Origin of the sequence: Anaerobutyricum hallii DSM 3353 (assembly GCF_000173975.1) — a bacterium.
Classification (GTDB): domain Bacteria; phylum Bacillota; class Clostridia; order Lachnospirales; family Lachnospiraceae; genus Anaerobutyricum; species Anaerobutyricum hallii.
In genome coordinates, this window is sequence record NZ_ACEP01000121.1 from 1 (window position 1) to 2,363 (window position 2,363).

General features: G+C 42.1%; 3 protein-coding genes. All 3 read left to right on the plus strand.

Annotation, left to right across the window (positions count from 1 at the left end):
• Positions 1-123 precede the first annotated feature (123 nt).
• The gene (locus EUBHAL_RS12030; protein WP_005350148.1) at positions 124-492 is read left to right on the plus strand and encodes a hypothetical protein; all 369 of its coding nucleotides are present in this window, start codon (positions 124-126) and stop codon (positions 490-492) included.
• Positions 482-847, plus strand: a complete 366-nt coding sequence (gene tnpB / locus EUBHAL_RS12035) for an IS66 family insertion sequence element accessory protein TnpB (RefSeq protein WP_005350150.1) — start codon at positions 482-484, stop codon at positions 845-847. The genes EUBHAL_RS12030 and tnpB overlap by 11 nt, the downstream gene beginning before the upstream one ends.
• A 279-nt stretch (positions 848-1,126) precedes the next feature.
• On the plus strand, positions 1,127-2,363 hold a 1,237-nt coding region (gene tnpC, locus EUBHAL_RS12040), incomplete at its 3' end, for an IS66 family transposase (protein ID WP_005350153.1).

Here is a 2,363-nt window from a genome sequence, read left to right on the forward strand (position 1 = left end):
GTAAGTGGTAGATAGTCCGTATCTGGATTTTACCTCCAACCAGTGCCATAATAGTCCTAAAGATTATTAAAAGTCTTAAAAGTTCAGTACTCAACTTTTAGGACTGGACAGGAGGCATTTTCTATGAGTTCTATCACCACGGCTGTTGCTGTAGATTATCGGTTACAACAATGGGCTCAGTTAGTGAAAGACTGTCAGAACCGTCCTCAGGATATGACAGTTGAACAATGGTGTGATACAAAAGGTATCTCAAAATCGAATTATTATTATCGTTTACGCTGTATCCGTAAAGCCTGTCTGGAGCACGTCCAAGACAATTCTGTCTCATGCCAGCAGGTAGTTGAAATCCCTGAAAAGATCACTCAACAGTCCAGATCGGAGAGTCCTTCCGATATCTCTATTGAAATAAATGGAGTTGTTATCCACATAAAAGAAGATATTTCAGAATCCCTTTTGGAAAAGATAATACGGGTGGTTTCTCGTGCTAAATGATGCTACTTGTTTTAAAAAGATCTTTATTGTTACCGGTTATACTGATCTTCGTTCCGGGATTGACCGTCTGGCAGATACCATACGTTCTTATCTGGGAGAAGATGCGATCGAAGCGGATACCCTTTATCTTTTTTGTGGAAGGAGAACAGACCGGATCAAAGGGCTGGTCTGGGAAAATGATGGATATCTCCTGCTTTATAAAAGGTTAGAAGCCGGTCAGTTTCAGTGGCCAAGGACAGAATCCGAAGTTCGTTCTATTACAGAGCAGCAGTTTCGCTGGCTTATGGAAGGACTCACGACTCATCCCAAAAAGCAGGTGAAACGATTGAAAAAAGCACCGGATTATACTTTGTAACTTTTATGCATAACGTAGAAATTTCAGACTGCTTTCCAAGTGGGAAAAGATCACTTCCTTTTCTGTTTTTCTTTGTATTCTGGAAGCCAGGATTGTTCTGTACAAAGAAACAAATGATGTTTTTCTAAAAAAAGAGGCATTCCGTTTCTCGTGGCAGGTATGGCTCCTGTGAACGAAAACCTTATAGTCATACTGACGAAAAGAAGGATAAGAAAGATTCGCCAGAAGTGCTGTCTTCTGCTATAATAAAGATAGTTTTAGAAAGGGAAGGCCTCTGTTATGCAGATGAAATATACAGAAGAAAAACTGAATACCTTTTCGAAAGAGACACTCATTCAGTTGTTTCTCACACAGCAGGAACAGCTATCAGAGATTGACGGGAAACTCCAGCTTGTGTTGGAACAGCTGGCAGTAATGAACCAGAACCGTTTTGGAAGAAAGACGGAACAGATGCCTGTACCAGAGCAGCTGGCATTTACAGATGTAGATGGGGAACTGGTACTGTTTAATGAAGCAGAGGTTCTTGCTGCTCTGGATGAAAGGGAAAAAGAAACCACTGTAAAAAAACGTCCAGTAAAGAAAAAAGGAAAACGAGAAGAAGACCTTTCCGGGATACCGGTGGTAAAAGTAGAACACTATCTGACAGAGAAAGAACTGGAGGATCTATTTGGAAAGGCGGGCTGGAAACAGCTGCCTGATGAGATATACAAACGGTACCGTTTTATCCCTGCAAAAGTAGAAGTAGAGGAACATCATGTTGGAGTTTATGCCAGCAAAGAGGGAGATACGATGAAAAAAGCCCCACATCCAGCCTGTCTGCTGAGAGGAAGTCTTGTATCCCCATCTCTTGAGGCGGCCGTACTCAACGGAAAATACATCAACGCAGTTCCATTTGCCCGTCTGGAAAAAGAGTTCGGGCGATATGGACTTGCCATCACCCGTCAGAACATGGCGAACTGGACAATCGAATGTGCAGACCGGTATCTTGCCGTATTTTATGATTATCTTCATAAGTATATCTACAAGAGTCCTGTTATCCATGCAGATGAGACTCATGTTCTGGTAAGAAAAGATGGAAGGGAAGCCGGGAGCAAGAGTTATATGTGGGTCTACCGAACGGGAGAGAAAGAAAAAAAGGCAGTGATCCTTTATGAATACCAGAAGACGCGAAAAGCAGACCATCCGGAAAGATTCTTAAAAGATTATAAAGGGATCTGTGTAACAGATGGCTATCAGGTATATCACAAACTGGGAGAAGAAAAAGAGGGTCTGACGATAGCCGGATGCTGGGCACATGCAAGACGAAGATATGACGAAGTTGTAAAAGCCCTTCCGTCAAAGAGTCGAAAAAGCAGTATTGCATGGCAGGCACTGGAACAGATTCAGATGATATACCATGTAGATAATACATTAAAGGAGTTAAAACCTGAAGAACGAAAAAAACGCCGACAGAGTAGTGTGAAACCACTGGTGGAGGCCTATTTTGCGTGGGTAAAAGAGAAAAAAGCAGATGGAA

Coding starts and splice junctions, on each gene's coding strand:
- EUBHAL_RS12030 (WP_005350148.1), top strand. CDS start 124: ATGAGTTCTATCACCACGGCTGTTGCTGTAGATTATCGGTTACAACAA.